26 protein-coding genes are annotated in these 25807 nt (G+C 70.2%); 15 read left to right on the top strand and 11 right to left on the bottom strand.

The genetic code is table 11. The features are described 5' to 3' along the window. Positions 1 to 28: 28 nt before the first annotated feature. The 3 genes from ACUN0C_RS08545 to ACUN0C_RS08535 all read left to right on the top strand — a co-directional run bounded on the left by ACUN0C_RS08545 (position 29) and on the right by ACUN0C_RS08535 (position 2945). Positions 29 to 256 carry a hypothetical protein gene (locus ACUN0C_RS08545; RefSeq protein WP_445465907.1) on the top strand — a complete coding sequence of 76 codons (228 nt, stop codon included), beginning with the start codon at positions 29 to 31 and terminating at the stop codon, positions 254 to 256. Positions 257 to 474: 218 nt separating this feature from the next. Then, complete coding sequence (locus ACUN0C_RS08540; protein ID WP_445465906.1) at positions 475 to 1116, top strand: LysE family translocator; 642 nt, start codon at positions 475 to 477, stop codon at positions 1114 to 1116. A 173-nt stretch (positions 1117 to 1289) separates the two neighbouring features. Beyond that, positions 1290 to 2945: a histidine kinase N-terminal 7TM domain-containing protein gene (locus ACUN0C_RS08535; RefSeq protein ID WP_445465905.1), complete on the top strand. Its 1656-nt coding sequence runs from the start codon at positions 1290 to 1292 to the stop codon at positions 2943 to 2945. Between the two features lie 10 nt (positions 2946 to 2955). Here ACUN0C_RS08535 and efp read toward each other — a convergent pair whose 3' ends face one another. Next, a complete protein-coding gene (gene efp, locus ACUN0C_RS08530; protein ID WP_445465904.1) occupies positions 2956 to 3522 on the bottom strand; it encodes an elongation factor P in 567 nt (188 codons plus the stop codon). Between the two features lie 83 nt (positions 3523 to 3605). Between efp and epmA the strand changes: the two genes are divergently transcribed. The 4 genes from epmA (at position 3606) to ACUN0C_RS08510 (ending at position 8239) form a co-directional block, all read left to right on the top strand. After that, positions 3606 to 4718, top strand: a complete 1113-nt coding sequence (gene epmA, locus ACUN0C_RS08525; RefSeq protein WP_445465903.1) for an EF-P lysine aminoacylase EpmA — start codon at positions 3606 to 3608, stop codon at positions 4716 to 4718. Beyond that, the gene (locus ACUN0C_RS08520) at positions 4715 to 5782 is read left to right on the top strand and encodes a lysine-2,3-aminomutase-like protein (RefSeq protein ID WP_445465902.1); all 1068 of its coding nucleotides are present in this window, start codon (positions 4715 to 4717) and stop codon (positions 5780 to 5782) included. Before epmA ends, ACUN0C_RS08520 begins: the two co-directional genes overlap by 4 nt. Positions 5783 to 5880: 98 nt before the next feature. Continuing rightward, the gene (locus tag ACUN0C_RS08515; protein ID WP_445465901.1) at positions 5881 to 6759 is read left to right on the top strand and encodes an ImuA family protein; all 879 of its coding nucleotides are present in this window, start codon (positions 5881 to 5883) and stop codon (positions 6757 to 6759) included. Then, positions 6677 to 8239 (top strand): Y-family DNA polymerase, encoded by a 1563-nt coding sequence (locus ACUN0C_RS08510; protein ID WP_445465985.1) that lies wholly within the window; start codon positions 6677 to 6679, stop codon positions 8237 to 8239. Before ACUN0C_RS08515 ends, ACUN0C_RS08510 begins: the two co-directional genes overlap by 83 nt. A gap of 10 nt (positions 8240 to 8249) precedes the next feature. On the opposite strand, the gene thpR is transcribed toward ACUN0C_RS08510, so the two are convergent. Further along, positions 8250 to 8786, bottom strand: coding sequence for an RNA 2',3'-cyclic phosphodiesterase (gene thpR, locus ACUN0C_RS08505; RefSeq protein ID WP_445465900.1), 537 nt, complete (start codon positions 8784 to 8786; stop codon positions 8250 to 8252). Positions 8787 to 9137: 351 nt separating this feature from the next. On the opposite strand from thpR, the gene ACUN0C_RS08500 reads away from it, so the two are divergent. Further along, the gene (locus ACUN0C_RS08500) at positions 9138 to 9515 is read left to right on the top strand and encodes a DUF2794 domain-containing protein (protein WP_445465984.1); all 378 of its coding nucleotides are present in this window, start codon (positions 9138 to 9140) and stop codon (positions 9513 to 9515) included. A 72-nt stretch (positions 9516 to 9587) separates the two neighbouring features. Here ACUN0C_RS08500 and ACUN0C_RS08495 read toward each other — a convergent pair whose 3' ends face one another. The 3 genes from ACUN0C_RS08495 to ACUN0C_RS08485 all read right to left on the bottom strand — a co-directional run bounded on the left by ACUN0C_RS08495 (position 9588) and on the right by ACUN0C_RS08485 (position 13706). Beyond that, positions 9588 to 10328 carry a Bax inhibitor-1/YccA family protein gene (locus ACUN0C_RS08495; RefSeq protein WP_445465899.1) on the bottom strand — a complete coding sequence of 247 codons (741 nt, stop codon included), beginning with the start codon at positions 10326 to 10328 and terminating at the stop codon, positions 9588 to 9590. Between the two features lie 118 nt (positions 10329 to 10446). Then, positions 10447 to 12996, bottom strand: coding sequence for an ABC transporter permease (locus ACUN0C_RS08490; protein ID WP_445465898.1), 2550 nt, complete (start codon positions 12994 to 12996; stop codon positions 10447 to 10449). Then, positions 12993 to 13706 carry an ABC transporter ATP-binding protein gene (locus ACUN0C_RS08485; protein ID WP_445465897.1) on the bottom strand — a complete coding sequence of 238 codons (714 nt, stop codon included), beginning with the start codon at positions 13704 to 13706 and terminating at the stop codon, positions 12993 to 12995. The genes ACUN0C_RS08490 and ACUN0C_RS08485 overlap by 4 nt, the downstream gene beginning before the upstream one ends. Before the next feature lie 48 nt (positions 13707 to 13754). Here ACUN0C_RS08485 and ACUN0C_RS08480 point away from each other — a divergent pair, with 48 nt between their 5' ends. Continuing rightward, on the top strand, positions 13755 to 14402 hold the full coding sequence (locus ACUN0C_RS08480) for an arylesterase (RefSeq protein WP_445465896.1): 648 nt from the start codon (positions 13755 to 13757) through the stop codon (positions 14400 to 14402). Between the two features lie 33 nt (positions 14403 to 14435). Here ACUN0C_RS08480 and ACUN0C_RS08475 read toward each other — a convergent pair whose 3' ends face one another. Then, positions 14436 to 15167: a DUF1223 domain-containing protein gene (locus tag ACUN0C_RS08475; protein ID WP_445465895.1), complete on the bottom strand. Its 732-nt coding sequence runs from the start codon at positions 15165 to 15167 to the stop codon at positions 14436 to 14438. 124 nt (positions 15168 to 15291) lie between these two features. Next, a complete protein-coding gene (gene acnA / locus ACUN0C_RS08470) occupies positions 15292 to 17994 on the bottom strand; it encodes an aconitate hydratase AcnA (RefSeq protein ID WP_445465894.1) in 2703 nt (900 codons plus the stop codon). Positions 17995 to 18220: 226 nt separating this feature from the next. Between acnA and ccmA the strand changes: the two genes are divergently transcribed. From ccmA to ACUN0C_RS08440, 6 genes are all read left to right on the top strand, one after another. Next, positions 18221 to 18820, top strand: a complete 600-nt coding sequence (gene ccmA / locus ACUN0C_RS08465; protein WP_445465893.1) for a heme ABC exporter ATP-binding protein CcmA — start codon at positions 18221 to 18223, stop codon at positions 18818 to 18820. Beyond that, positions 18820 to 19488, top strand: a complete 669-nt coding sequence (gene ccmB / locus ACUN0C_RS08460) for a heme exporter protein CcmB (RefSeq protein WP_445465892.1) — start codon at positions 18820 to 18822, stop codon at positions 19486 to 19488. The genes ccmA and ccmB overlap by 1 nt, the downstream gene beginning before the upstream one ends. 57 nt (positions 19489 to 19545) lie before the next feature. Next, entirely contained in the window at positions 19546 to 20316 is a 771-nt protein-coding gene (locus ACUN0C_RS08455; protein WP_445465891.1) for a heme ABC transporter permease, read from the top strand. Further along, a complete protein-coding gene (gene ccmD, locus ACUN0C_RS08450; RefSeq protein WP_445465890.1) occupies positions 20313 to 20474 on the top strand; it encodes a heme exporter protein CcmD in 162 nt (53 codons plus the stop codon). The genes ACUN0C_RS08455 and ccmD overlap by 4 nt, the downstream gene beginning before the upstream one ends. Continuing rightward, a complete protein-coding gene (locus ACUN0C_RS08445; RefSeq protein ID WP_445465889.1) occupies positions 20471 to 21079 on the top strand; it encodes a DsbE family thiol:disulfide interchange protein in 609 nt (202 codons plus the stop codon). Before ccmD ends, ACUN0C_RS08445 begins: the two co-directional genes overlap by 4 nt. Positions 21080 to 21178: 99 nt before the next feature. Then, positions 21179 to 21808 carry a hypothetical protein gene (locus ACUN0C_RS08440; RefSeq protein WP_445465888.1) on the top strand — a complete coding sequence of 210 codons (630 nt, stop codon included), beginning with the start codon at positions 21179 to 21181 and terminating at the stop codon, positions 21806 to 21808. On the opposite strand, the gene ACUN0C_RS08435 is transcribed toward ACUN0C_RS08440, so the two are convergent. Genes ACUN0C_RS08435 through dapF form a run of 4 tightly spaced genes read right to left on the bottom strand, consistent with a single transcriptional unit; the run spans position 21777 to position 25718 of the window. After that, positions 21777 to 22367: a septation protein A gene (locus ACUN0C_RS08435; protein ID WP_445465887.1), complete on the bottom strand. Its 591-nt coding sequence runs from the start codon at positions 22365 to 22367 to the stop codon at positions 21777 to 21779. The genes ACUN0C_RS08440 and ACUN0C_RS08435 overlap by 32 nt on opposite strands. Next, entirely contained in the window at positions 22364 to 23566 is a 1203-nt protein-coding gene (gene ftsY / locus ACUN0C_RS08430) for a signal recognition particle-docking protein FtsY (RefSeq protein ID WP_445465886.1), read from the bottom strand. The genes ACUN0C_RS08435 and ftsY overlap by 4 nt, the downstream gene beginning before the upstream one ends. Then, entirely contained in the window at positions 23566 to 24834 is a 1269-nt protein-coding gene (gene mtaB, locus ACUN0C_RS08425; RefSeq protein ID WP_445465885.1) for a tRNA (N(6)-L-threonylcarbamoyladenosine(37)-C(2))-methylthiotransferase MtaB, read from the bottom strand. Before mtaB ends, ftsY begins: the two co-directional genes overlap by 1 nt. Continuing rightward, positions 24831 to 25718, bottom strand: coding sequence for a diaminopimelate epimerase (dapF, locus tag ACUN0C_RS08420; RefSeq protein WP_445465884.1), 888 nt, complete (start codon positions 25716 to 25718; stop codon positions 24831 to 24833). The genes mtaB and dapF overlap by 4 nt, the downstream gene beginning before the upstream one ends. Positions 25719 to 25807 lie beyond the last annotated feature (89 nt).

Below are 25807 nucleotides of genomic sequence, written 5' to 3'. Positions count from 1 at the left end.
TGCAACATCCGGCTGCTACCAGTCGATCATGAAGGTCCTCGTCCATGTGACCGTCATCGCGTCCGCGTTCCTCGTCCTGGACTCCTGGTTCAACGGCGGGGTGGAAAGGGACGCGCTGGCCCGTCACGTCTCCGCGGGGACATTCACCTCCGCCGCAAGGCTGAGCAGCTACCACCTGGCTGAAGCGGTCCGCCGTGGCGTCGATTACGGCGGGCCGCGTCAGGTCCAGGTCGGAATGCGGGTACGGTTCGACTAGGATTAATCGTTCCCGCGCCGAGCATACCGCCCCGCCCGCCGGTACGCCCGGCCACCCCGCCTGGGCCGCACACCCGTTCGACGACTGACGCTCCGCCAGTCTCGACGGCACGCCGTTCCCGCGCCTTCTCTGCGCCCCTTGGGCGTCGTAAGAAACGCGGTGCGTTTTCGGGTGGCGGAGCACGGCGCTCGAGGCGATCGTCCGGCCGGGAGGTCGTCATGGATTTCATACCTTCACTGCCTGCCGTCGCCGCCTTCACGCTGGCCGCCGCGGTCCTGATCGTCACGCCCGGCCCGGACATGACGCTCTTCCTGGGGCGAGCGCTCACGGAGGGGCGCACGGCCGGGATCGCGGCCCTGCTCGGCGCCTCGACGGGGCTTCTCGTCCACACCATGCTCGCCGCCTTCGGCCTGTCCGCCCTTCTGGCGGCGTCTCCTCTCGCCTTCCTCGCGGTCAAGATCGCCGGCGCGCTCTACCTCGTCTGGCTGGCGGTGCAGGCGATCCGCAAAGGCTCGGCGCTCGCGCTGGAGCGCAGCGGCGGCGCGGGCCGCACCTTCTTCCAGAACTGGGCGACCGGGCTCGGCATCAATCTCCTCAACCCGAAGATCGTCCTCTTCTTCGTGACCTTCCTGCCGCAATTCGTCTCCGTCTCCGACCCGCATGCCGGCGGCAAGCTCGCCTTCCTCGGGCTCTACTTCATCGCGCTGGGGCTGCCGGCCTGCACGGCCATGATCCTGGTGGCCGATCGGTTCGCCGCAGCGCTTCGGACGAAGCCGGCCGTCTCGCGCGCGATCGACTATCTCTTCGCCGGCGTGTTCGGCGCCTTCGCCGTGCGGATCCTGCTCGCGCGCGGGCAGTGACGGCCCGCGCGGATGCGTGGCGAGGCCGCATGCGGCCTCGCCGGAACCGCCGCAAGGCCCAGCCGGAACGCGGGCGTCCGAACGCTCCCGCGGACAATGCGGGAATGCTCGCCCTTCGTTTACGAAATCGGCCTATCAGGTGGCATGACGGGCCACCGGAGGCCGGACCGCCTATGATTCCTGCAAACCCCGCACCGGTGCTTCTCCTGCTGGCGGTCCTTGCGACCGCCTGGATCGCATATCGCGGCCGGCGCCTGCCGCCGTTTCCCGGGCGCGACAAGCTCGTGATGATGCACATGGCCGCGGCCTGGTGGGCTTTCGCCGCGGGCATGGAGACGCTTGCTTCCGCGCCGGCGGAGAAGATCCTGTGGGCGGAGCTCGCCTGGCCCGGGATCGTGCTCGCGCCGGCGGGCTGGGCCTTCTTCGTCTGGAGTTACGTCAACGGCCGTGCGCCCCGGCGCGAAAGGCTGTTCATCGGGGTTGCGGCCCTTGTGGCCGCGGTCACGACCGTCGTGGCCCTCACCAATGAGCAGCATCACCTGCTCTACACCAGCACGCGCCTCGCGGGGCCCGAGCCGGGTGCCGCGGTCCTCTATGACCATGGGCCGTGGTTCTTCATCGTCACCGGCATCCTTTATCTCGTCATGCTGGCAACGGTGGTGATCACCGTCTCCGAGCTCCAGCGGGCGCCGACGCTCTATCGGATGCATTATCTGGGCCTGCTCGGCGCGGTCGGGCTGCCGTGGATCGCCAACATGCTCTACGTCGCGGGGGCGTGGCGGCTCTTCGACTTCGACCCGACACCGTTCGCCTTCCTCGTCTCCGGCCTGATCTTCCAGGCATTGCTCGGGCGCCGCGAGTTCGTCAGCCTGCCGCCGATCGCGCGGAACGCGCTGCTCGACGCCTTGCCGGACCCGGTCTTCGTGATCGATGCGCACGGCCTCGTGGTGGAGGTCAACGATGCGGCCCATGTCCTGCCGGACATGCCCGGGGACCCGGTCGGGGCGCGCGTCGCCGAACTGGGCACCCTGGTCGAGCTGGCGGGTCCGCTGCTCGGCAATCCGCTTTCACCCGTCGCCGGCTCGCGCGAGGCCGAATGCCGGTCGATCGGGCGGCAGTTCGAGATCCGGCGGATTCCGCTCGCCCATCGCGGGCGCGTCGTCGGCACCATGCTGATCCTGCGCGACGTCACCGACCGGAAGCACATGGAGGGGCAGCTCCGGCTGGCCGTCGAAACCCTGGAGCGCAGGCTCACGGCGAATGTGGACCTGCAGAACCGGCTTCGGGAGGAGACGATCCGCGATCCGCTGACAGGCGTCTACAATCGCCGCTTCTTCGACGAGGTGCGTTCCGACCTTCTTGCCGACGCGAGGCTGCGGTCGTGGCCGATCGCGGCGGTCATTCTCGATCTCGACCATTTCAAGCGGCTCAACGACGAGCACGGCCATCAGGCCGGCGACGCCACGCTCAGGGCGACTGGCGCGCTCCTGCTGAAGAGCATCCGCAAGAGCGATTTCGTGTTCCGGATCGGCGGCGAGGAATTCCTCGCGATCCTGCCGGGAATGGATGCCGGCGGGGCGGTCGAGCGTGTCGAGCGCTGGGCCGCCGCCTTCAGGCGCATGACGGCGGAAGCGCGGCACGGCGTCGTGCCGTCCACCTTCTCGGCGGGGGTCGCAGCCTTCCCGGACCATGCATCGGACTGGGAGCAGCTCATCCGCTGCGCCGATCGGGCGCTCTACAGCGCGAAGTCGGCCGGCCGGAACCGGGTCGTGTCGTTCGCGGATCTCGACGACGGGGACGACGCGGCCGAGAAGCGGGCCGTCGCCTGAAACCCGTGCCTCAGTCCTTGGCGCGCTCCACGTAGGAGCCGTCGGCGGTCATCACCACGATCCGCGTGCCGACCGCGATGTGCGGCGGCACCATCGTGCGCGCGCCGTTCGCAAGGATGGCCGGCTTGTAGGACGAGGACGCGGTCTGCCCCTTCACGGTCGGCTCGGTTTCCACCACCTCCAGCGCGACCCGCTGCGGCAGTTCGATCGACACGGCCGCGCCGTCGAAGATGGAGAGCTGGCACGCCATGCCCTCCTGCAGGTAGACGGCCTGGTCGCCGATCACGTCGGCGGAGACGTGAACCTGGTCGAACGTCTCCGGGTTCATGAAGACGTAGTCGTTTCCGTCCTGATAGAGATAGGTGTGCTCCCGGTCCTCGACATAGGCGCGCTCGACCTGCTCGGTCGTCTTGTAGCGCTGCACCGTCTTCACGCCGTCGGAGAGGCGCCGCATTTCGACCTGCGTGGTCGGGGTGCCCTTGCCCGGGAAGAAGCTTTCCGCCGACAGCACGTTGTAGAGCTGGCCGTCGATCTCGAGGATGTTGCCCTTGCGCACGGAACTGGCGATGACCTTCACGGAATGACCTCTTGGAACAGGAAACGGAACGGCGTGTCGCTTCGCCCGCAATTCGAACGCGCACCTACCCGATCCGGACGCAAATGACCAGAGATTCGGGGAGATCCGCCTGCCTCGGGAGCGGGATGCCGGCGCCGGCGCCGTCGCCCTGGTGGGAGCCGGGCGTCCATGCCGACCGCCGGCCCTACCTGGTCGCGAGGCGGAAGATCATCGCCGCGATCCGCCGGCATTTCGAAGCCGCAGGCTTCATGGAGGTAGAAGCCGGCGCGCTGCAGGTCTCGCCCGGCAACGAAACCCATCTCCACGCCTTCGTCACCGAGCTCCTGGAGACGAACGGGACGGCTCGCCGGCTCTATCTCCACACCTCCCCGGAATTCGCCTGCAAGAAGCTGCTCGCCGCGGGCGAGACGCGCATCTTCGATTTCGCCCGCGTCTATCGAAATCGCGAGCGGAGCGCGCTCCACCACCCCGAATTCACGCTGCTCGAATGGTACCGCGCCGGCGCGGGCTACGAGGACCTGATGGCGGATTGCGCCGACATTCTGCGGCTCGCCGCGGAAGCGACCGGCGTGGGGCGGTTCGTCTTTCGGGACAGGGCGGCCGATCCGTTCGAAAGGCCGGAGCGGCTGAGCGTCACGGAGGCCTTCGCCCGGCACGCCGGCATCGACCTGGCCGCGAGCCTTCCCGCCCATGCCGACGCGCATCCCGACCAGGCCGCACTCGCGGCGGCTGCCGGGGCGGCCGGGGTCCGGGTCGCCGCCGACGACACCTGGTCCGACGTCTTCAGCCGCGTGCTCTCGGAGCGGGTGGAGCCGAAGCTCGGGATCGGCCGTGCGACGATCCTCTGCGATTATCCTGCGAGCGAGGCCGCGCTCGCCCGGCGGAAACCGTCCGATCCCCGCTTCGTGGAGCGCTTCGAGCTCTATGCCGCCGGCGTCGAGCTCGCCAATGCCTTCGGCGAGCTGACCGATCCGGACGAGCAGCGGCGACGCTTCGAGGCCGACATGGACGAAAAGGCGCGGATCTACGGCGAGCGCTATCCGGTCGACGAGGATTTCCTGGCCGCGCTCGCGCACATGCCGCCGGCGGCGGGCATTGCGCTCGGGCTCGACCGGCTCGTCATGCTGGCGACCGGCGCGCGCCGGATCGACGACGTGATCTGGACGCCGCTGCCCTTGCCGGAGGAGGGCCCGTGAACCGGCATTTCACCATCCGCCGTCCGCGCGATCTCGTCGAGGCCGGCCTCGCGCCGGAGGAACGCCTGGCTGATCTGCAGGCCGTCGCGGCGCGCTACGCCGTCGCGATCACGCCGGCCATGGCGGAGATCATCGATGCCGGCGACCCGCACGACCCGATCGCGCGCCAGTTCGTGCCCGACGTCGCGGAGCTGCGGCAGACGGAGGCGGAGGACGCCGATCCCATCGGGGACGCGGCGCACGCCCCTGTGCCGGGCATCGTTCACCGCTATCCCGACCGCGTGCTCCTGAAGCTCGTCTCCATCTGCCCGGTCTATTGCCGCTTCTGCTTCCGGCGCGAGACGGTCGGCCAGAGCGGGCCGGCGAGCCTTTCCGACGAGGCGCTCGGCCGCGCGCTCGCCTATGTCGCGGAGCGGCCGGAGATCTGGGAGGTGGTGGTGACCGGCGGCGATCCGCTGGTGCTGTCGGTCCGCCGGATCGCGGCGCTGATGGCGCGGCTCTCCGCCATCCCCCACGTCAGGGTGGTGCGCTTCCATAGCCGCGTGCCGGTGGTGGCGCCGGAGCGGATCGACGCGGATCTCGTCGCGGCCCTGAGGGCGCCCGGCAAGGCGACCTGGATCGCCGTCCACGCCAACCATCCCCGCGAGATCGGGCCCGCCGCCGCCGCGGCGCTCGCGCGGCTCGTCGATGCCGGCATCCCGCTCGTCAGCCAGAGCGTGCTCCTGCGCGGCGTCAACGACGACCCCGCGGTGCTCGCCGCGCTGATGCGGGCCTTCGTCGAGAACCGCGTGAAGCCCTATTACCTGCACCAGGGCGACCTCGCGCCGGGGACCTCGCATCTGCGCACCACCATCGCCGAGGGCCGGGCGCTCGTGACGGCCCTGCGCGGCCGCGTCTCGGGCCTGTGCCAGCCGAGCTACGTGCTCGACATTCCCGGCGGCTACGGCAAGGTCCCGGTCGGGCCGGTCTATCTCTCGGAGGAGGGCGGCCGCGCCCTGGTGACGGATTTCGAGGGCCGCACGCACGCCTACCCGCCCCAGCCGGCGGCTCCCGCGGACGGGTGATCCGCGTCTCCGCATGGCGCACGCCGGGCGTGCTTGACTCCCCCGCGGCCCTCTGGAATCCATAGGAACAAATAGGAAACAAACGAACCGGGACCGCCATGGCCACCCCTGCCGCGGCGCAGGCGGAGCTTTGCCGTCTGCGCCGCGAGATCGCCCGCCTGGAAGGCAGGCTCGCCGAGGACGACCGGCTCGCCGATGCGGGCCGGCGGGACGGCGCGCGAGCCGACGGCCGTGTCCCGTTCGGCATCGCGGCCCTCGACGCCGCGCTCGGCGGCGGCCTCGCTTGCGCCGCGCTGCACGAGATCCGCACGGCGGAGACGCGGGAGGGCGCGGCCGCGGCCGGCTTCGCCGCCGCCTGCCTCGCCGCCCTCGGCGGCCCCTCCGGCCGGCCGATCCTGTGGGTGAGCACGGCCGACGGCCGGCGCGAGGCCGGCCGCCTCTATGCCCCCGGCCTCGCCGCGCTCGGGATCGACCCGGCGCGCATCGTTTTCGTCGTGGCCGAGCAGGCGCAGGATGCCCTCTGGGCCTTCGAGGCGGGGCTCGCCTGCCGCGGCCTAGCCGGTGCCGTCTGCGAGATCCGGCGCGGTGCGGCGCTCGCTTTGTCCGAGACGCGCCGCTGCGCGCTCCGGGCGCACGAGGTGGGCGTTACCGGCTTCCTGCTGCGGCTCGGCGCCGAGCCGGAGCCGACGGCGGCGGAGACGCGCTGGCGCCTCCGCTTCATGCCGGCCGGGCCGGCCGGGCCGGCCGGGCCGGCCGGCCTCCATGCCGCCGGCATCGGCCGTCCGGCCTGGCGGGTGGATCTCGAGAAGAACCGTGCCGGCCGGACCGGCGCCTACAGCCTGGAATGGAATGTCCATGAGCGACGCTTCGAGACCCCGGCCGGCGGCGAGGCCGGTGCGCATCCTGTCGCTCTGGCTGCCCCGGCTCCCGACCGACCGGCTCATCCGTCGCGAGAGGGCCGGCGGCGCGCCTCCTGAGGGCCGCCCGCGCGCCATCGTGGCGCGGGCCGACAATGCGCTCCGCGTGGTCGCCGTCGATGCCGTCGCCCACAAGCGCGGCGTGAAGCGCGGCAGCGGCCTCGCCGATGCCCGTGCCGCCGTGCCCGACCTCGTCGTCGACGAGGCCGACGAGGCCGGCGACCGCGCCTTCCTGGACGGGCTCGCCGACTGGTGCAGCCGCTATACGCCGCTCGTCTCGCTCGACCCGCCGGACGGCCTCTTCCTGGACGTGACCGGCTGCACCCATCTCTTCGGGCGGAACGGCGCGGACGGTGAGGCGGGGCTGCGCGCCGACCTTCTCGCCCGCGTCTCGGCCCAGGGTTTCGCCGCCGAGGCGGCGGTCGCCGCGACCGCCGGCGCCGCCTGGGCCGCCGCGCGGTTCGAGGGGCCGGCGCATGTCCCCGCGGGCGGGGAGGCGGACGCGCTCGGCGCCATGCCGGTCGCCGCGCTCCGGATCTCGGAGGCGCAGCGGGCGCTGCTCGACCGGCTCGGCCTGAAGCGGATCGGCCAGCTCGTCGGCCAGCCGCGCGCCCCGCTCGCCGCCCGCTTCGGGCGAAGCCTGCTCGACCGTCTCGACCAGGCGCTCGGCGCGGCCGACGAGGTGCTGTCCCCGGTCGCGCCGCCGCCGGTCCTGTCGGCCGAACGCCGTTTCGCGGAGCCGGTCACGGACGGCACGATGGTTCAGAGGATCGTGCGCTCGCTCTGCGAAACCCTCGCGCCGTCCATGGAACGCCGCGGCGTCGGGGCCCGGGCTCTACAGCTCGCCCTCTATCGTGTCGACGGCGGCGTGGCGCGCGTTTCGATCGGCACCGGCGCGCCCGTCCGGGAGCCGGCACGGATCGCGTCCCTCTTTGCAGAGCGGCTCGCGGTGCTCGGCGACCGGATCGATCCGGGATTCGGCTTCGACCTGGCGCGGCTTGCGGTCGAAGCCGCCGATCCCCTCGCGCCCGCCCAGATCGACCTCGCCGGCGAAAGGGAGGCCACGACGGATGTCGAGCAGTTGGTGGACAGGCTCGGCGCCCGGCTCGGCACGAACCGGGTCGCGCGGCTCGTGCCCGTCGAGTCCCATGTCCCGGAGCGCGCGGTGATCGAGCGCCCGCTCGCCGCGACGGCAGCCGCGCCGGCTGCCTGGCCCGAAGAGGATCCGGGCATGGAGACGCCGACGGACCGGCCGGTTCGCCTCCTCGCCAGGCCGGAGCCGGTCGAAGTGCTCGCCGAGGTGCCGGAGGGGCCGCCGCTCCGCTTCCGCTGGCGGCGGGTCGTCCACGAGGTGGCCCGCGCCGAAGGGCCGGAGCGGATCGCGCCGGAATGGTGGCGGGCGGAGGACGAGGATGCCTGGACGCGCGATTATTTCCGGGTCGAGGATGCCGCGGGCCGACGCTACTGGATTTTCCGCTCGGGCCTCTACGGCGCCGAGACGAGCGCGCCGGCCTGGTACCTGCACGGGCTCTTCGCATGAGCCGGCACGGTCAGGCGGCGAGCGGGTAGGCCTCTTCCATGATGTAGGGCCCGCCGCCGCGCGAGGCGCGCGAGGAGAGGAGTACGAAGCGCCCGACCCGGAAGCTCGGCGTCGCGAACCCGCCGCGAAGCGCGAGATAGCGGGCGACCTCGCTTTCGCTCGCATGCTTGAGCCTGGCGATGGTCACATGGGGCGAGAACCGCCGCCGCTCGGGCTCCAGCCCGATCCGCTGCATCATCCGCTCCTGCTCGGCCTGGAGCTCCTTCAGCGCCGGCGTGCACTTCACCGCTGCCCACAGCGAATGAGGACGCCGAGAGCCGAAGGTGCCGAGGCCGGACAAGGCGACCTCGAACTGCGGCCGGGATATCCGGGCGAGCTCGGAGGCGACCTCGTCTGCGGTCGGGTCGTCCACGTCGCCGATGAAGCGCAGGGTGATGTGATAGTTCTCCGGATCGATCCAGCGCGCACCGGCAAGGCCGCCGCGCAGGAGCGAAAGCGAGAAGGCGGCGTCGGCCGGAAGTTCGAGGGCGGTGAAGAGCCTGGGCATGGAAGCCTCCCCGAATCGGTCGATCCACCCAATGATAGGCGCATCGGCGTGCCGGAGAAGGCCCGGCGCGGGGGCGTACCGGAAAGGAAAAGGCCGACCTGAGCGGCCGGCCGAGTTGGTCTTTGGGGGATTGTACAAATCGTCCGAACCGCACGCCTAGCCGGGCTGGGGGCTGCCGTGCTGGTCACAGGCCGATCCGGACGGTGCTAGCCTTGACCCGGAGCGTGGCGCCGGAAAGACGGAATTCCGGCAGGATTGCGGAAATCACACCTCTCCTTTCACAGGCGCGCGCAAAGCGGTTGCCGTCCGGGTTCAGTCGGACTTTACTTGGAGGCTGCATACGGGAGGCGCCTGGTGAGCGAATCGGAAGACTGGTCTACCATCCGGCCGCGGGCCTTCTTTTCGGCGGCGGCCGTGCATCCCCCCAAATTCGTCGCCTTCACCCGACGCGAGCTCGACGTCATCCTCCGCCTCTACGGGCGGGAAGTCGCCAACGGCGAATGGCGCGACTATGCGATCGACCATCTGGCGGATCGGGCCGTCTTCTCGATCTACCGGCGCGCCAGCGAGATGCCGCTCTACCGGGTCGAGAAGGTCCCGGCGCTCGCTCGAAAGCAGGGCGCCTTCCGCGTCATCACGGCAGCGGGCGCGATCCTGAAGCGCGGCCATGATCTCGCGGCCGTCCTGCGCGTCCTCGACAAGCCGCGGCTGAGGATCGTCTCCGGCTGACGGGCTGGCCCTCCGCCAAAACGAAAACGCGGCGCCGAAGCGCCGCGTTCGCATCCCTCTGTTCCCTGTCCGCTATTCGCGGTTGCCCATGAACTGGAGCAGGAACATGAAGAGGTTGATGAAGTCGAGATAGAGCTGGAGCGCTCCGATCACCGACGCCCGTCCGGCCGCCACCGCGTCCCCGGCGACGTGATCGTAGGTCACCTTCAGCCGCTGCGTGTCGTAGGCGGTTAGGCCCGAGAAGATCAGCACGCCGATCACCGACACCGCGAACTGCAGCGCGGAGGAGGCCAGGAAGATGTTCACCACCATGGCCACGATCAGGCCGATCAGGCCCATCACCAGGAACGAGCCCCAGCCGGACAGATCCTTCTTCGTCGTGTAGCCGTAGAGGCTCAGGCCGCCGAAGGCCGCCGCCGTGATGAAGAACGTCCTGGTGATGCTCGCGCCCGTGAACACGATGAAGATCCAGGAGAGCGAGATGCCCATCACCGCCGCGAAGGCGAGGAAGACGAGCCGCGCCGTGGCGGGAGCCATCCGGTTGACGCCCGCCGAGAAGGCGAAGACGAACAGGAGGGGGGCGAACATGATCACCCAGCGCAGCGGGCTGCCATAGATCGCCTGGGCGATCGCGGCATCCGTGGACGCGAGGTAATACGTGCCCATCGCGGCGAGCCCGGTGACGACCAGGCCCATCGCCATGTTGTTGTAGACGCCGAGCATGAAGGCGCGGAGACCCGCGTCGATGCCCTCTACACGCGCTCCGGCCCCAGTGCGAACGGCAGTGGCATACCGCCGATCGTATTCAGCCATCGAACTCCTCCTATCCGTACCGGCTCCCCTCTGGAGCGTTGGACGCAATATGGCGATACGCCGCCTTAAGAACAAGTATGGCCGGGTGCCGTGACGACCTCACGAAACCGGGAGCAGCTCACAGATTCCTGAGATACGGCCCGGCCTTGACGGACAGGATCCGCCACGTGCCGGCGAGGCCGAGGCCGAGCGTGACGACGAGCGCGACCAGCGCTGCGGCCACCGCCACGGCCGGCATCAGGACGAAGTCGGTTCGCATGACATGGACGACCACGTACCAGGCGGCGGCCGAGCCCGCGGCGACCGCGAAGACCGCCGTGGCGAGCCCGAGCAGGCCGTATTCGAGCGTGAACGCGGTGAGCAGCGTGCGCCGCGTCGCGCCGAGGGTCTTCAGGATGACCGCGTCCTGGCGGCGCTGGCGGTGGCCCGCGGCGAGCGCGCCCCCGAGGACGAGCATGGAGACGATCAGGGCGAGCGAGGCGGCGATGCGCACCGCGAAGGCGAGATCGGCGACGATCGCGTTGACGGCGTCGAGCGCGTCGCGGACGCGCACGGTTGTGACGCCGGGGAACTCGGCCGTGATCGCGCGCAGGACGTTCCGGTCGACCTCGGGATCGGTCCCCTCCGGGAGGCGCAAGGTGGCGAGGAAGGCGTGCGGCGCGCCGCGGAAGGTGTTCGGCGAGAACACCATGACGAAATTGATGGAGAGCGATTCCCACTCCACGGAGCGCGTGTTCGCCACCTTGGCGGTGACGTTCCGCCCGAGCGCGTTGACGGTGATCTCGTCCCCGATCGCGAGCCCGAGCGCGTCCGCGATCTCCTGCTCGAAGGAGACGAGCGGCTCGCCCTCGTAATCGGCCGGCCACCACGAGCCGGTCACGAGGCGGGAGTTCTCCGGAAGGCTCTCCGCATAGGTCAGGCCGCGGTCGCCGCGGAGCGCCCACCGCGCCTCCTCGGGCGGGTCGACCTCGGAAGCGGGCGTGCCCTTCACGGAGACGAAGCGGCCGCGCAGCATCGGCACCATCTCGATCTCGCCGCTCGGCGCGAGCTCGGCTAGGCGCGCCCGGAAGGCGTCCTTCTCGGCGTCCTGGACGTCGACGAAGAAGAAGTCGGGCGCCTCCTCGGCGATCGTGCCGCTGATCTGCTGCCTGAGATTGCCGTCGATCAGGGCGAGCGTGACGAGCAGTGTGAGGCCCAGCCCGAGCGACAGGACGACGCTTGCCGTGAGCGCCCCCGGCCGATGGATGTTGCGGATGGCGAGGCGAAGCGTCATCGGCCCGCCCGAGCCGGCGCGGCTTGCCGCCCAGACGATGCCGGCGCTGACGACCCGCAGCACGAGGAACGCCGCGATCACGCCGCCGGCATAGACGAGCGCGAGCCGCCGGTCGGCGGAAAGCCAGATCACCAGGCCGGCAAGCGTCGCGAAGGTGAGCGCCTGCACGAGGCGGAAATGAACGGGCGGCTGCACGGGCGCATGGAGCGCCCGGTCCGCGAAGAGGCCTGCGGCCGGCATCTGGCGCGCCCGGCCGAGCGGCCAGAGCGAGAAGGCGACCGCCACCATCAGCCCGTAGAGGAGGGCCAGCGAGAGTTCGCGCGGATAGATGCTCGGGGCGGCGTTGACCGGCAGGATCCCGGCGAGCGCGCTCTTCGCGACGAAGGGCAGGATGGCCCCGACGACGAGACCGCCGGCGATCCCGACCAGCGCGAGCGCCAGGATCTGCAGGAAGTAGATGCGGAAGACGGTCGCCCGGCTCGCGCCGAGGCACTTGAACGTCGCGATCGCCGGGCGCTTCATGTCGATGAAGCTCGATACGGCGTTGGCGACGCCGACGCCGCCCACGACGAGCGCGGTCAGCCCGACGAGCGTCAGGAACTGCGCGAAGCGCTCGATGTTGCGCGAAAGGCTCGGCGAGGCGTTTTCGCGCGAGCGGATGCCCCAGCCGGCTTCCGGGAAGAGGCGCTTGGCGGTCTCCGCCGTGCGGGTGATGACGGCCGGGTTCTCGCCGCCCGGCAGGGCGATGCGGTAGTGCCAGTTGACGAGGCTGCCGGGGCGGAGGAGGCCGGTCTCGCGCAACGCCTCCATGGAGACGATGAGGCGCGGCCCGAAGCCGATGCCGGTGAAGAGCCGGTCGGGCTCGTTCACGATCGCGCCGCGGACCTCCAGCGTGCCGCCGCCGAGCGCGATGCGGTCGCCGACGCCGATGCCGAGCCGGTCGAGAAGCTCGGGGGCGGCGACCGCGCCGTGGATGCCGTCGCGCAGTTCGAGCAGGCTTGCCGCGTCGCCCGGCGGATCCGCGACGAGGTCCCCGCCATGCGGGTAGGTTTCGTCGACGGCCTTCAGCTCGACGAGCGCCTGGCCGTCGCCGTCGGTGCGCCGGACCATGGAGCGCATGGTGGCGATAGCGCCGACCTCGCCGCGCTCCCGGAAGAAGGCGAGTTCCTCCGCGGTCGCTTCCCGCTGGGTCAGAGTGAAGGCGATGTCGCCGCCGAGGATAACCCGCCCCTCGCCGGCGATGCCGTCGGTGAGGGCGCGGGAGACGGAGTTCACCCCGGCAATCGCTCCGACGCCGAGGGCGATGCAGGCGAGGAAGACGTAGAAGCCGGCCAGCCCGCCGCGCAGCTCCCGCAGCGCCAGGCGCAGCGTGACCGGCAGCGCCGCGGTGCTCACCGGTGGCTTCCGGCGGTTCGCCGCAGCACCGGCTGGACCCCGTCGAGCATCTGCCCGGACGTGATGTGGACGGTCCGGTCGCAGCGCGCGGCCAGGTGCTCGTCATGGGTGACGAGGACGAGGGTCGTGCCGTTCTCGGCCGCCGACTCGAAGATGAGGTCGGCGACGCCCGATCCGGTGGCGGTGTCGAGATTGCCGGTCGGCTCGTCGGCGATCAGGATGGCGGGGTCGACGGCGAGTGCGCGGGCGATCGCGACGCGCTGCTGTTCGCCCCCCGACATCTGTGCCGGATAGTGCGACAGCCTTTCCCCCAGCCCGACCCGCTCCAGCATGCGCCGGGCGCGGGCGAAGGCGTCGGTTTTCCCCGCGAGCTCGAGCGGGACGGCGACGTTTTCGAGCGCCGTCATGGTCTGCATCAGGTGGAACGCCTGGAACACGAAGCCGATGTTCTCGCCCCGGAAGGCCGCCAGCCCGTCCTCGCCGAGCGAGGCATAGTCGCAGCCGGCGACGCTCACGCGGCCGGAATCGATCCGCTCGAGCCCGGCGATCACGAGGAGAAGCGTCGACTTCCCCGACCCCGACGGCCCGACCAGGCCGAGCCGCTCGCCGGGGGCAACCTGCAGGTTGACCCCGCGGAGCACGTGCACGCGCGCCGCGCCGCTCCCCAGCGTCAGGTCGACATTCTCCAGTTCAATCGCAGATACACTCACGTGGGGGGCGCCTATATAGGTGGGTCGATGCGATATGGGACCGAGGGGATGAACGTCAAAGCCCGTTGTTTCGGCATTCTGTCGGCGCTGCTGTTCACGTTCTCGATACCGGCGCTTCCGGCGACGGCGGAGACGGTCGAGCTGGTGGCGCTCGGCGACAGCCTCACCGCCGGCTACGGGCTCGACCCTGGCGAGGCGTTCCCCGAGCAGCTGGAACGGGCCCTGCGCGAGCGGGGACATGACGTCAGGATCGCCAATGCCGGCGTCTCCGGGGACACGGCGTCGGGCGGACTGGCCCGGCTGGAGTGGTCGGTGCCCGAGGAGGCGGACGGCGTGATCGTGGAGCTCGGCGCCAACGACGCGCTGCGCGGCGTCGATCCCGCCGTGACCCGCCGCGCCATCGGCGAGATCGTGGCGAAGCTCAAGGCGCGCGGCCAGGCCGTGCTCTTGGCCGGGATGCTCGCGCCGCGCAACCTCGGCGACGATTATGCGCAGGCATTCGACGCGATCTACCCGGAGATCGCGGAAGCGGAAGGCGTGCTCCTCTACCCGTTCTTCCTGGAAGGGGTGGCGGCGGACGCCATCCTCAATCAGCCGGACGGGATGCACCCGACGGCCGAGGGGATCGCGCGCGTGGTGGAGAACATCCTGCCGAGCGTCGAAGACCTGATCGCGCGCATCAAGTCGGGTGGGTGACCGCGCCTACGGGTCGCGCAGCAGCCAGGACTGTCAGGATTGCGGCCAGTTGAGCTCGGCTGCTCCGAGGATTGCGCCCGGGCCGTTGCCGGTGTCCTCCTGGACGATGACCGCGCAGCCGTCGGCCTCGCCCGACATGACCTCACGCGCCGGCAGGCTCACGGTGACGGCAGGCCCCTTCCACATGCCGATCGGCCGGATGCTCGTCACGACGTTCCGGTAGTCGATCAGCTTACCGGCGTTCTCGCCGCGCTGGATGGCGACCTGCGCCTGGCGCTTGTAGAGGATGAAGCGGATCGTGGTCCGGCGTCGCGTGGTCGTGGGGTTCGCCCCGACCCGGATCTCGATCGTGGAATCGGGCGCATTGCGCATCTCCACCGGGATCGGCAGCTCGGATGCCGCGATCGCATCCGACACTTCGCCGCGGTGGCTACCGACGAAGGACCGGGAGCCGTTCACGATCATTTGCGGCGTGAACACGCGGCTGTCGCCGCGCACGCGGGCATATTCGCGCTGGCGCTCGGTGTTCTCGGGACGGCCGAGCGTGTCCTTCCAGCCGAGATAGTCCCAGTAGTCGACGTGATAGGCGATCGCCAGGACGTCCTCGCGATCCGCCAGCTCCGCCAGGAAGGCGTCGGCCGGCGGGCACGACGAGCACCCTTCGCTGGTGAAGAGCTCGACGACGGCCTTCGGCCCCGCCAGTGCCGCGGAGAACGACGTGGCGAGGAGGCCGACCGCCAGAAGGATACGACCTGCCGTGATCATCGCATCCTGACTAGTCGCCGCATGCGGACCGCTCCAGTCACGTTCGGCCGGGCCCGGTCACGAAGGGGTGAAACCGGGCCGGCCGGTCGGCTGCGCCCGCGGCGCGGGCGCAGCCTTCTTGCCGTCAGGCCGCTTCCTTGACGAGGTTCCTGAGCACGTAGTGCAGGATCCCGCCGTGGCGGAAGTAGTCGAGTTCGTCCAGCGTATCGATCCGGGCGGTCAGCGGCACGATCTCGGTGCGGCCGTCGCCGAACACGATCTTCGCCTCCATGACCTGACGCGGCCTGACGTCGGTCAGGCCTTCGATCGTGACGATCTCGTCGCCCTTCATGCCGAGCGACTGCCAGCTGGTGCCTTCCTGGAAGACGAGCGGCAGCACGCCCATCCCGACGAGGTTGGAGCGATGGATGCGCTCGAAGGACTGCGCCACCACGGCGCGGACGCCGAGGAGGCGGGTGCCCTTCGCCGCCCAGTCGCGCGACGAGCCGGTGCCGTACTCGCGGCCGGCGAAGATCACGAGCGGCACGTTCTCCGCCTGATACCTCATCGCCGCTTCGTAGATCGGCATCCGCTCGCCGGAGGGATAGTGGACGGTCAGGCCGCCCTCCACGCCCGACAGCATCTGGTTTCGGATGCGGATGTTGGCGAACGTGCCCCGCATCATCACCTGGTGATTGCCGCGACGCGAGCCGTAGGAGTTGAAGTCGACCGGCCTGACCTGGTGCGAGATCAGGTAGTCGCCCGCCGGGCCGTCGCGCTTGATCGAGCCGGCCGGCGAGATGTGGTCGGTGGTGATCGAGTCGAGGAGAAGCGCCAGGACGCGCGCGTTCGGGATGTCCGTGATCGGCTCGGGCGTCTCCGTCATGCCCTCGAAATAGGGCGGGTTCTGCACGTAGGTGGACGAATCCGACCACTTGTAGGTGAGGCCGCCTTCCACGGCGATCGAGCGCCAATGCTCGTCCCCCTTGAAGACGTCGCCGTAGCGCCGCTTGAAGAGGTCCTCGCTGATGACCTGGCGCATGATCGCGGAAATCTCGGCAGAGGACGGCCAGATGTCCTTCAGGTAGACGTCGTTGCCGTCCCGGTCCTTGCCGAGCGGATCGCGCGTGAGGTCGACCGTGAGCGAGCCCGCGATGGCATAGGCGACGACGAGCGGGGGCGACGCGAGGTAGTTGGCCCGCACGTCCGGATTGACGCGGCCCTCGAAGTTGCGGTTGCCCGACAGCACCGCGCAGGCCACCAGGTCGTTGTCGTTGATGGCGTCGGAAATCGCCTCCGGCAGCGGCCCCGAATTGCCGATGCAGGTCGTGCAGCCATAGCCGACGAGGTTGAAGCCGAGCGCATCGAGGTCGTCCTGCAGCCCGGCCTTCTCGAGGTATTCCGTCACGACCTGCGACCCCGGCGCGAGCGAGGTCTTCACCCACGGCTTCACGGTCAGCCCTTTGGCATGCGCGTTCCGGGCGAGCAGGCCCGCGCCGATCAGCACGCTCGGATTGGACGTGTTCGTGCAGGAGGTGATCGCGGCGATCACCACGTGGCCGTCGGTCAGGTCGTAGTTCGCGCCCTCGACCGGCACCGTCTTCAGGGCGCCGGATTCGGCGCCTCGGATGTCGGCAACCGCCCTGGTGAAAGCCGGCGCGGCGTCGGACAGCGCAACACGATCCTGCGGCCGCTTCGGCCCGGCGAGCGACGGCACGACCGTGGAGAGGTCGAGTTCGAGCGTGTCGGTGAAATAGGGGTCAGGCGTGTCGTCGGCGCGCCACATGCCCTGTGCCTTGGCATAGGCCTCGACGAGCGCCACGCGCTGCGGATCCCGGCCGGTGCCTTTCAGATAGGCGATCGTGTCGTTGTCGATCGGGAAGAAGCCGCAGGTCGCGCCGTATTCCGGCGCCATGTTCCCGATCGTCGCCTGGTCCTCCAGCGTCAGGTGCGAGAGGCCCGGGCCGAAGAACTCGACGAACTTGCCGACGACGCCCTTCTTGCGGAGCATCTGGACGACGGTGAGAACGAGGTCGGTCGCAGTCGTGCCTTCCGGCAGGCGCCCGACGAGGCGGAAGCCGATCACTTCCGGAATGAGCATCGAGATGGGCTGGCCGAGCATCGCGGCCTCCGCCTCGATGCCGCCGACGCCCCAGCCGAGCACGGACAGCCCGTTCACCATGGTGGTGTGGGAATCGGTGCCGACGAGCGTGTCCGGATAGGCGTAGGTGACCGTGCGGCCGTCCTCGCGCACGTCGCGCGTCCAGACGGTCTGCGAGAGATATTCGAGATTGACCTGATGGCAGATGCCGGTGCCCGGCGGCACGACGCGGAAATTGTCGAACGCCTCCTGGCCCCAGCGCAGGAACACGTAGCGCTCGCCGTTACGGGCGTATTCGAGGGCGACGTTCTTCCTGAACGCGTCCTCGCCGCCGAAATAGTCGACCATCACGGAATGATCGATGACGAGGTCGACCGGCACGAGCGGGTTGATGCGGCGCGGATCCCCGCCGAGGCTCGTGGTCGCGTCGCGCATGGCGGCGAGGTCGACCACCGCCGGCACTCCGGTGAAATCCTGCATGAGCACGCGGGCCGGGCGGTAGGCGATCTCACGGTCGGAGGAGCGCGTGTCGAGCCACGCCGCGACGGCGCGGATGTCGTCCGCCGTCACCGTGCGGCCGTCCTCGTAACGCAGGAGGTTCTCCAGCAGCACCTTGAGCGAGAAGGGCAGGCGGGATATCCCCGGCAGGCCGTTCTTCTCCGCTTCCGTCAGCGAGAAATAGTCGTAGCTTTTGCCGCCGACGTCGAGCGTCCGGCGCGCATTGAACGTATCGAGCGATTTGGTCACGCTTGGCTCCTCAGGCACGGTCCGCCGCGCCCGCTGGCCGCCAGTCGAGGCAGGCGTGGCGCCGTTGCGCGGTCGAGATCTCCGGGTGATCCCGGCGTGGAGGAGCGCCTACCATCGCCGGGTTGCCCGGCTTATAGGGGATTTCGTGAACGGAAACCAGACCATCCCCGGCCCGGAAGCCACCTTCTTGCCCAAATCGATCCCGCAGACGCCGCCGCTCCCGGCCATGACCCTGCTGGGGGAGGGCCTCTCCTGCGAAAGGGGCGGCCGGAGGGTGTTCACCGGCATCGACTTCGCAATCGGGCCCGGGGAGATCCTGGCGCTGCGCGGCCCGAACGGGGCGGGGAAGTCGAGCCTCCTCAGGATGGTCGCCGGGCTGATCCAGCCGGTCGCCGGCCGGCTGGTATTCGCCGGCGGCGATGAGGAGGGCGGGCGGCTTCACTATTTCGGGCATCTCGATGCCTTGAAGCCGGCGCTGACGCTCCGGGAGACCCTGTCCTTCTGGCTCTCCGTCTATGGCGGCTCGGGCGACGACGGGGCGATCTTCGCGGCGGCAGCCCTGACCGGCGTCGATCACGCCCTCGATCTGCCCGTCGGCGTGCTCTCGGCCGGGCAGCGCCGCCGGGCCGGGCTCGCCCGCCTTGCGCTCGCCGCGCGCCCGCTCTGGCTGCTCGACGAGCCGACGAGCGCGCTCGATCGCCAGGGCGAGGCTCTGGTCGGGGAGATGATCGCCGGGCATGTGCGTCTGGGCGGATCGGTGATCGCGGCCACGCATCTCGACCTGCCGGTGGGCGTGACGCGCACGCTCACGCTCGGAACGGCGTGATGGGTTCCTTCCCGTCCGTCCTCGGCCAGACGCTGCGCCTCAGCCTGCGCGCCGGCGGCGGCGCGATCATCGGGCTGGTGTTCTTCCTCGCCGTCATCACCGTGATCCCCTTCGGCGTCGGCCCCGATCTCAACCTGCTCGGTCGGATCGGGCCGGCGATCCTCTGGATCGGGGCTCTGCTTGCGTCGCTCCTCGGCCTCGAGCGGCTCTTTGCGGCCGACCGGGAGGACGGCACGCTCGACCTCTTCATCGTGTCCGGGGAGCCGCTCGTCACGTTCGTGCTCGGCCGCGCCTTCGGCCACTGGCTCGCCACCGGCCTGCCGCTGGTGCTCGCCGCGCCGGTGCTCGGGCTTCTGCTCAACGTCGATCCGATCGCGCTGGCCGCCGTCACGCTCACGCTCCTCGTCGGTTCGCCGGCGCTCACCCTGATTGGCGCCGTCGGCGCGGCACTCACCGCCGGGCTGCCGCGTGGCGGCACGATGATCGCAGTGCTGGTGCTGCCGCTCGCAGTGCCCGTCCTGATCTTCGGCGTTACCGCCACGAACGGCGCGATCTCCGACCCGGAGCCGTTCACCGCGCCGTTCCTTCTGCTTTCGGCCGGTACCCTCATGGCATTGGTCCTCGCGCCGCCGACCGCCGCCTTCGCGCTGCGGCTCGGGCTGGAATGAGGTGCGCCGGTTTCGCCGCATTGCGGGCCCGGGCACCGCTCGCTATTTGAAGCCGCGATGTGGAGCCTGACGCAACTTGCGAACCCGACGCGGTTCCTCGGCCTTTCCGGGCGCATCCTGCCCTGGCTCGCCGGCGCGAGCGCGGTGACGCTCGCGATCGGGCTCTATCTCGCCTTCTTCGTCGCGCCGGCCGACTACCAGCAGGGCGACAGCGTCCGGATCATGTTCATCCATGTGCCGGCCGCATGGCTCGCAATGTTCTGCTACAGCCTGATGGCGGTGTCGGCGCTCGGAACGCTCGTCTGGCGCCATCCGCTCGCCGACGTCTCGGCCAAGGCGGCCGCCCCGATCGGCGCGGCCTTCACCTTCATGGCCCTCGTCACGGGCTCGCTCTGGGGCAAGCCGACCTGGGGCACCTGGTGGGTATGGGACGCGCGGCTCACCTCGGTGCTCGTGCTCTTCATCATGTATCTCGGGCTGATCGCCCTCTGGCGCGCTTTCGACGAGCCGGCAAGGGCGGGACGGATCGTCGCGGTCCTGATCCTTGTCGGCTTCGTGAACATCCCGATCATCAAGTTCTCGGTCGATTGGTGGAACACGCTGCATCAGCCGGCGAGCGTCTTCCGGATGGACGGGCCGACCATCCACCCGACCATGCTCTGGCCGCTGATCGTGATGGCCCTCGGCTTCACGTTCCTGTTCGTGACGCTGCATCTCACCGCCATGCGGGCCGAGATCTTCAGGCGCCGCCTGCGCACGGCGCAGCTCGTCGCCGCCCACAGGCGTCCGGTCGAAAGCGGCGCGACCGCCATGCAGGGTGGCCTATGACGCATCTCGGCTACGTCCTCGGCGCCTATGCCGTCGCCGCTGCGGTGATCCTCGCTCTGGTCGCCTGGGTGACGGTCGATCATCGGGTGCAGAAGAAGCGGCTCTCGCGGCTCGAGGCGGAGCGCGCGCATCGCGGTGCGCCGGGCCGGCTCACATGAGCGAGGCGCGCACGGACACGACCGCGCAGGCCGCCGAGAGGTCGGACCGCCGCTCGCGGCGCATCTGGCTGCTCCTGCCGCTCTTTGGTTTCCTGGCGATCGCCGCCCTCTTCTTCTTCCGCCTCGGGGCGGGCGATGCCTCGCGCATCCCTTCGGCCCTCATCAACAAGCCGGTGCCGAATTTCGTCCTCCCGGCGATCGAAGGCACGGAGGGGCCGGGCCTCAGCGGCGAGATGCTCGCCTCCGGCGTCTTCGTGGTGAACATCTGGGCGTCCTGGTGCGCGCCGTGCCGGGCCGAGCATCCGCTCCTGATGGAGCTCGCTCAGGACGGTCGGTTCAAGGTCGTCGGCATCAACTACAAGGACGTGCCGGAGAACGCTCGCCGGTTCCTCGGCGCGCTCGGCGATCCCTTCGCTCTCATCGGGGCCGACCGGGAGGGTCGGGCGGCGATCGACTGGGGCGTCTACGGCGTTCCGGAGACCTTCGTCGTCAAGGACGGGGTGATCGTCCACAAGTTCATCGGCCCGCTCTCGCCCGAGGCGCTCCGCGTGGATCTCCTGCCCTCGCTCGAGCGGGCACTCGGCGCCGCGCCGGCGCCATCTTGACCAATCGTCAACCATAGCGCCCCGCCCGCGTGGAAGCGGCGCTCCGCGACTCCAAATGGGAGTCCATGACGAAACGGTACAATTCGGCGGATCGGCGCGATGGCCATGACTGAGCCGGTGTTCGGCAAGCGAGGGCGCGAGCAGATCTGGAGCCGGCTGCGGGGCCACATCGTGCTGGAAGCCTCGGCCGCCCGCTTGGGCGCCGCCCTGGCCTTGCTCTTGCTGGTCGCGCTGTTCGTGTTCCTTGACATGCTTGCGATCATCCGGAACCCCGACGCGGTGCGGCTCTGGACGGCTCCCGCCGCCATCGAGGCGGCGTTCGCCACCGTGCCGAGCATTCTCCGCCTGCTCTTCCTCGGCGGCTTGCTGGCGACCGCAGCCGGGCTCGCATGGCGCGCGGCCAGATTGCTCCTGAACCCGGAGCCGGTGGTCGTCGGCGATCAGACCAAGCTGATCGTCCGCACGGGCGGCAGCGAAGCAACGGTGCTGTGGAGCGAGGTCGTCGCCATCAGGAGCCGTCTCGGCTCGGTGCATCTCGACGTCGAGGAGCGCGCCCGAGGGCTGGGTGCGGACCGCAGGGCGGCGCGCAAGGTCTCGCTCGCCGTCCCGGCCCTGTTCATGAAAGGGGGTGTCGGCGGCACGACGGAAGCCCTGCTCGGCGCCCGCCAGACCGCCGAACGTCACGGCAACAGCGCGCCTAGGAGCGCTCTCCGAGAGCGTGCCGGCTGATCAGCGGCATCTGGCTCAGCGTGAACGCGATGGTGAGCGGCATGATGCCGAAGACCTTGAACGAAACCCAGAAATCGGTCGAGAAGTTGCGCCAGATCACCTCGTTGAGGACCGCGAGCGCGAAGAAGAAGAGGCCCCAGCGCATCGTCAGCTTGCGCCAGCCCTCGTCGTCGAGCCGGAACACGGAATCGAGCACGTAGCCGAGCAGCGGCCGGCCGAAGGCGAGCCCGCCGAGCAGGATCGCGCCGAACAGGCTGTTCACGATGGTCGGCTTCATCTTGATGAAGACGTCGTCCTGGAGGAACAGCGTCAGGCCGCCGAAGACCACCACCACCACGCCCGTCACGACCGGCATGATTGCGAGCCGCCGCGTCAGCCACCACGAGACGCTGAGCGCGATCAGCGTCGCCACCATGAAGGTGCCGGTGGCGGCATAGATGTTCCAGCGCGCGTTCACGAAGAAGAAGATGACGAGCGGTCCGAGCTCCAAAGCGAGCTTCAGGAACGGGTTGATTTCGGGTTTGCCCGGCTCGTTCGGGCCTTTCTCGAAGGCGTTCATGCGTCGAGCCCCGCGATCGCCCTGGCGAAATCGTCGGCGGAGAACGGCTGGAGGTCGTCGACCTGCTCGCCGACGCCCACGAAATGGACCGGCAGCCCGTGCTTCGCCGCGATCGCGACCAGGATGCCGCCGCGCGCCGTGCCGTCGAGCTTGGTCATGACAAGGCCGGTCACGCCGGCTTCCCGGCCGAACACTTCCACCTGAGACATCGCGTTCTGGCCCGTGGTCGCGTCGAGCGTGAGCAGCACCGCATGCGGCGCGCTCTCGTCGTGCTTGCGGATCACGCGGATCACCTTGGCGAGCTCGCCCATCAATTCCGCCTTGTTCTGGAGCCGGCCGGCCGTGTCGATGATGAGCACGTCCTCGCCGGCCTTCTTCGCCTCGACCATGGCGTCGAAGGCGAGGCCCGCGGCGTCGGAGCCGGTCTCCCGGGCGATCACCGGGCTTCCCGTCCGCTCGCCCCAGATCTTGAGTTGCTCGATCGCCGCCGCGCGGAACGTGTCGCCGGCGGCCAGCATGACCGCATGCCCGGCGGCGCGGTACTTGGCGGCGAGCTTGCCGATCGTCGTCGTCTTGCCGGAGCCGTTGACGCCGACCATCAGGATCACGAACGGCTTGCGGCCGGGCTCGAGCGCGAGCGGCTTGGCGACGGGCGCGAGCACCCTGGCCACCTCGTCGGCCAGCACCCTCCGCACCTCGGCGTCCGTCACCTGGCGGTCGAAGCGGTCGCGGCGGAGCGCCTCGGTGATCTTCGTGGCGGTCGGGACGCCGAGATCGGCCTGGATCAGGATGTCCTCGAACTCCTCCAGCGTCTCCTCGTCGAGCCGCCGCTTCGTGAAGACGCCGGTGATGCCGGACGTCAGCGACTGCGACGACTTGGACAGCCCCGACCGCAGGCGCTGGAACCAGCCCGCCCGCTCCGTCACGGCGGCCTGCGGCTCCGGCGCTGCCTCCACGAAGGGCGGCGGGGTGACGACGGCCTCCGTCGGCAATTGCTCGAGCACGGCTGTACGTTCGGGAAGAGGTTCGGCGCGGTCCGGCGCGGCGAGCGCCGGCTCCGCCTCCGGCGTCGCCTCCGCAGCGGTCGGCGCGCGCTCCTCTTCCGCCGCTTCCGCAGCGGCGACACGCTCCTTCAGCTCCTCGGGCAGGTCGGTCTCGAACAGCCGGGCGAAGAAGCCCTTCTTCTTGGTCTCGGCCATCACGCGGCCTCCATCAGCCGCTCGCCGGCCAGTTCGGCCCCGTTCATCGCAGCGATCCTGACCGGAATGACGGTGCCGGGCGTCGCTCCGGCGAGCCGAACGGGCGCGAAATGTTCGCTGCGGCCGAAATCGGGGCGCTCGGCGAGCACGCTCCGGATCATGCCCACTTCCGCGGCCAGCCGGCGGGCGAGCGCGCGGTCGCCCGCCTCGCGCAGCCGCTTCGCGCGCTCGCGGACGACCGGCTTCGCCACCTGCGGCATGCGCGCGGCCGGCGTGCCCTGGCGCGGCGAGAACGGGAAGACGTGGAGGAAGGCGAGGCCGCATTCCTCCACCAGTGCGAGGCTGTTCTCGAACATCGCCTCCGTCTCGGTCGGGAAGCCGGCAATGAGGTCGGCGCCGAAGACGACGTCCGGACGGAGCCGCCGTACCTCGTCGCAGAACCGGATCGCGTCGGCGCGCAGGTGGCGGCGCTTCATGCGCTTCAGGATCAGGTCGTCGCCCGCCTGGAGCGACAGATGGAGATGCGGCATCAGCCGCTCCTCCTCGGCGAGCGCGCGCATGAGCGCCGCGTCCGCCTCGATCGAATCGATGGAGGAGAGCCGCAGCCGCGGCAGGTCCGGCACGTGTCGGAGGATGGCGCGCACCAGCGTGCCGAGCCGCGGGCTACCGGGCAGGTCGGCCCCCCAGGACGTGATGTCGACGCCGGTGAGCACGATCTCGGCATAGCCGCGCCCGACGAGGCGCCGGGCCTGCTCGACCACCGCGCCGGCCGGCACCGAGCGCGAATTGCCTCGGCCGTACGGGATGATGCAGAAGGTGCAGCGGTGGTCGCAGCCGTTCTGGACCTGCACGAAGGCGCGGGCGCGGCCTTCCAGCCCGTCGACGAGATGCGGCGCGGTCTCGCGCACCGCCATGATGTCGTTGACGCGTACCTTTTCCTCGGCCGCGAGCCCGAAATCGGGCAGCGCATGGTAGCTTTCGGCCCGCAGCTTATCCTCGTTGCCGAGCACGAGGTCGACCTCCGGCATTTCGGCGAAGGTCGCCGGCTCGGTCTGCGCCGCGCAGCCGGTCACGATGATGCGGCGACCGGGATTGTCGCGGTGCGCGCGGCGGATCGACTGGCGCGCCTGGCGCACGGCCTCGGCGGTCACCGCGCAGGTGTTGACGAGCACGGCGTCGTCCACGCCGGCTTCCGCGGCGCGGCTCCGCATCACCTCGGATTCATAGGCGTTGAGGCGACAGCCGAAGGTGATGATTTCGACGCTCATCCGGCCGTCCTGACCGCCGGCGCGTCGCGTTCGAACGCCCCCGTCTCCGGATCGAAATGGCCGGCATATTCCGTCTCGACCGGACCCGTCATCCAGACGTGGTCGTCGTCTGCCCATTCGATTGAGAGGTCGCCGCCGGGCAGGGTCACCGTCGCGCTGCGTCCGGTCCGCCCGGTGCGCGCCGCCGAGACGAGCGCGGCGCAGGCCGCGGTTCCGCAGGCGCGGGTGAGCCCGACGCCGCGCTCCCAGGTGCGCAGCGTGATCGCGTCCGGCGCCGGGACGGCGGCGAGCGAGATGTTGGCCCGCTCCGGAAACAGCGGGTGGTGCTCGAGCAAGGGCCCGAAACGTTCAAGATCGTAGGCGGACACGTCCTCCACCCAGAAGATCGCGTGCGGGTTGCCCATGCTGGCGACCGAGGGAGAATGCAGGATCGGGCTGTCGATCGGGCCGACCTGCAGCTCGATCGCCCGTGTGTCGGCGAAGGGCTCCGAGAGCGGGATGTCCTGCCAATCGAAGCGCGGCACGCCCATGTCGACAGCAATCAGCCCACCCGGCGCGCGCCGGGCATTGAGCACGCCGGCCCGCGTCTCGATCGTTGCCGAGGCCAGGCCGGTCTCGTCCATCAGCAGGCGCCCGACGCAGCGGCTGGCATTGCCGCAGGCCGCCACCTCGCCGCCGTCGGCATTGTCGATGCGCATGAAGGCGTCGGCGCCGGAACGCGTCGCCTCCAGCGTGATGAACTGGTCGAAGCCGACGCCCGTGCGCCGGTCGGCGAGGCGGGCGATTACCTCCGGCGCCGGGCGCACGCGTCCGCCCCGCGCGTCGACGACCATGAAGTCGTTGCCGAGGCCGTTCATCTTCAGGAAGGGGATCATAGCGGGCATGGCTCTTTCCGTGCCCCGTATATGGCCGAAACGGCGGCCGCTTTCCAGAACGGCACGCGACCGTGCTCAACCGGCTGGAAAGGAACGGG

The organism is Faunimonas sp. B44 (genome assembly GCF_052655945.1).
This window is presented reverse-complemented; position numbering and strand designations above follow the sequence as displayed.